The following is a 3,537-nucleotide window of genomic DNA, read 5'->3' on the forward strand; positions in this document are numbered from 1 at the left end:
CACGCCGCGGTGGTGCTCGCCGCGCGCTCCTACGACGCCGAGCGCGACGCTGCCGAGCACGCGCGGCTCGCCGCGGAGGCCGCCGAACTCCGGGCAGCGGCCGAGGCCCGGGTGGCCGAGCTGACCGCCGACCTCGCGGCCGCCCACGAGGCGCGGCTCGCCGCCGAGCGGGCCGCCGAGGAGCAGTCGGCCCTGCGGCGGGTGGCCGAGGAGAAGGCCGAGCAGCGGGCGATGGAGCGCAGCGCGGTCGAGGCCGCCGTACGACACCAGACCGAGCTGGTCGAGGCGGCCCTCGAGGACCGCCTCGCCGCGGAGCAGCGGGCCGCCGAGCTGGCCGAGCAGCTCACCGAGGCGCGCGGTGGTGCGCCGTCGGTGTCATCGGCGTCATCGGCGTCCCCGGCGTCATCGGCGTCCCCGGCGGCGGCCGCATCCACCGCGGCACCCGTGGCAGGGACGCCGGCCTCCGATGCTTCCCCGGACGAGACGGCGCTGGACGTGACCGGGCGGCACATGGCGCGGGAGGCCTACCTGCTCAGTGCCGCGGTCGTGGCGGTGCTGACCGCGCTGGCCTACCTGCAGGGGTACGACCGGCCGTGGGTGCTCGGTGCCGGAGCCGCCCTCGTCCTCCTCCTGCTCGTGCTGTGGGCGACCCGCCGGCCCTCGGCGAGGGCGACGGTGCGCGGCGGCCTCGTCGACATCCGCGCCGGTGGCAGCCACCACAGCTTCGACCTGTCGAACCCGCAGACCGAGGTGGAGGTCGTCGGCACCCCCGGCCGGCGGGGCTGGAAGGTGCTGTTCCTCCGCCGGAACCTGCCGCCGTTCGAGGTCGACGCCTCGATGGTCGACCCGCACGAGTTCACGGCCGTGCTGAGGCAGTGGCGGCCGGACGCCTGAGCCTGGGCGCCGGTGGTCGGCGCAGCGTCCGGGCCACCACCATCGTTCACTTGCTGGCTCGTGGTGGGGCTGCCCCGCGTGACGAGCGGCCCCTACCCACCAGAACCGAACAAGTGAACGATCCGGGTGGCCGACCGACGTCGTCCGCAGGCCTGGCTCAGGGGCGCAGCCGCCGGCGCAGGGTGTCGGCGACCTCGGCGCAGGCGGCGCGCGAGGTGCGGCCGGCGCCGACGATGTTGAAGAAGCCGTGGATCTGGTCGGTGAACCGCTCGAGCTCGACCTCGACGCCGGCGTCGGCCAGCTTGCGGGCGTAGGCCTCGCCCTCGTCGCGGAGCGGGTCGAAGCCGGCGGTCACGACGTACGCCGGAGCCAGCCCCTCCGGCACCTCGGCGAGGAGCGGCGCCGCGCGAGGGTCCGAGCGGTCGGGCACGTGCGGCAGGTAGCTGCGGCTGGCCAGCTCCATGAACTCCGTGGTCAGGAAGAACCCCGACCCGAACATCCGCGCACTCTCCGAGCGGCGCTCGGAGTCGGTCACCGGGTAGACCAGCAGCTGGAAGGCGCACGGCCAGCCCTCGGTCGCCGCGTGCCGGGCGACGCCGGCCGCGAGGTTGCCGCCGGCGGAGTCCCCGCCGACCGCGATCCGGGCCGGGTCGGCGCCGTGCTCGGCGGCGTGGTCGAGCACCCAGCGGTAGGCGGCCAGCGCGTCGTCGTACGCCGCGGGGAACGGGTGCTCCGGCGCGAGCCGGTAGTCGACCGCGAGCACGCGGACGCCGGACCGCTCGGCCAGGAACCGGCAGGCCGCGTCGTGGGTCTGCAGGTCACCGAAGAAGAATCCGCCGCCGTGGAAGAAGACGAGCAGCGGGCCAGGGGTCTCGACAGGCTCGACCGACGACGAAGGGGTGTAGAGCCGGCCGAGCAGCCCGTCGAGGGAGAGGTCGCGGACCGAGCCGATCGGCTGGCGTCCGCCGGTCAGCGAGGTCTGCCGGACCGCCGCCTGCCGGCCCAGCTCGATCTCCAGCGACTCGATGGCCGGCTCGCGGGTCACCTGCTGCACGCGCAGCATCAGCTGGAGGTCGGTGGCGAGGATCTGCCCGTCCTTGACCACCGGCCGGCCGGCCAGCCGGCGTTGGACCGGCTCGGGCAGCGCCATCAGCCCGCGGAGGGTGGCCGCCTCGACGGTCGTCCTGAGCTGGCTGAGTCGCGCGAGTGTCTGCCCGGGTGTCTGCACGGGGCGTGACGATAGCGACCCGGGCAGGCCGAGGGCACCCGCGGCCACGGACGCCGACGCCGGGCGCCGACCCTGAGGTCGACACCCGGCGTCGTGCGGTCGAGGCGGTCGGTCAGTCGTTGCGGTCCAGCCGCACCAGACCGGTCGGGTACCGGTCGCGGGCGGAGACGTACACCCGACCGCGGGAGGTGTCCACGGAGACGCCGTACACCTTGTTGCCGTAGGCGTGCGCGGCCAGCCGCGCCACCTGGGAGAGGTCGGCGGTGCTGAGCACGGTCACCCCCGAGTCGTCGAAAGTGGTCGACGCATGGCCGAGGTAGACCCGGCCGACGACCGGGTCGACCGCCACCGAGCGCCACATCGGCGCCGCGAGCGGCACCTCCTCCAGGACCTCGTACGACGCGCCGTCGATGACCCGGAGCCCCACGGTCCCGGCGCCGTTCTCGTTGGAGAGGTACACCCGGTCGTTGACCGCGTCGTAGGCGATCCCGTGCGAGCTCCACCCCGCGCCGGGGATCTCGACCCGCTGGACCGCCTCCCCCGTCGAAGCGTCGGCGACGAAGAAGCCCGTGCCACGGGTGGCGGCCAGGACCCGGCCCCGCTCCACGTCGACGTCGAAGCCGCGCGCCTTCGCATCGAGGGTGAACGGCCCCCGCACCAGGGCGTCGGTGTCCTGGTCGAGGACCACCCAGCGGTTGTCGTAGGCGACGTAGAGCTCGCCGGCCGCCTCGTCCAGCGCGACGTCACGCACGCCCTCCTCCTCCGCACCGGGGACGGAGATGGTGCGCAGCGTCGTGTCCGTCACCGGGTCGATGACCCGGATCCGGGCGGGCCGCATCTCGCTCGCGACGTAGACGTGCCCGGTCGAGAGGTCCACGACCGAGCCCACCGGGCGGTCGTCGGTGTCCGCGTCGGTCGCGTCCGGGATCGCTGCCATCGCCACCGGCGTGTACGCCGTGCCGGTCGGCGGGTCCGGGTCGGGCTCCGGCTCGGGGTCGGGGTCGGGGTCGGGCTCCGGGTCCGGCTCATCGCCCTGGATCCGCTCGCTCACGGTGACGGCGACGGGGTCGAGCTCCTCGCCCGGCGGGTTCAACCGGTGGTCCCGGTTCGACACGTAGACCCGCTGCCGCTCCTCGTCGACCGCGATCCCGTACCCGTCCTTGCCGAACTCCGGACCCGCCTTGTCAGCCAACAACCGACCCGAGTCCGCGTCATAGACACTGAACCCGCCCGACCCGGCCGAGGTCCCGGTGAAGCCGACGTACAACAGACCGTTCGTCGAGTCGAAGTCCACCTGCCGCGCATTCGCCCGCGTCGGCGACTCCCACACCGACCCGAAGTCACCAGCAGCATCGAAGACCTCGACGTTCTTCACGTCCGTCAGCTCCTCGAAGTACGCCACCGCCACCTGCCCG

Annotated in this window: 3 protein-coding genes; 1 reads left to right on the forward strand and 2 read right to left on the reverse strand. The window is 74.2% G+C overall.

The window, feature by feature from the left end; genetic code table 11:
• Positions 1–894 (forward strand): hypothetical protein (locus tag ACSMHG_RS19445; RefSeq protein ID WP_435748225.1); only part of this gene is annotated, 894 nt, incomplete at its 5' end.
• A gap of 157 nt (positions 895–1,051) precedes the next feature.
• On the opposite strand, the gene ACSMHG_RS19450 is transcribed toward ACSMHG_RS19445, so the two are convergent.
• Together ACSMHG_RS19450 and ACSMHG_RS19455 are read right to left on the reverse strand one after the other, a co-directional pair.
• Positions 1,052–2,122, reverse strand: a complete 1,071-nt coding sequence (locus ACSMHG_RS19450; RefSeq protein WP_435748227.1) for an alpha/beta hydrolase — start codon at positions 2,120–2,122, stop codon at positions 1,052–1,054.
• 112 nt (positions 2,123–2,234) lie between these two features.
• The coding region (locus tag ACSMHG_RS19455; RefSeq protein ID WP_435748229.1) for a YncE family protein at positions 2,235–3,537 on the reverse strand (1,303 nt) is incomplete at its 5' end.

This window comes from Nocardioides ureilyticus (assembly GCF_051280745.1).
In the GTDB taxonomy this organism is placed as follows: domain Bacteria; phylum Actinomycetota; class Actinomycetes; order Propionibacteriales; family Nocardioidaceae; genus Nocardioides.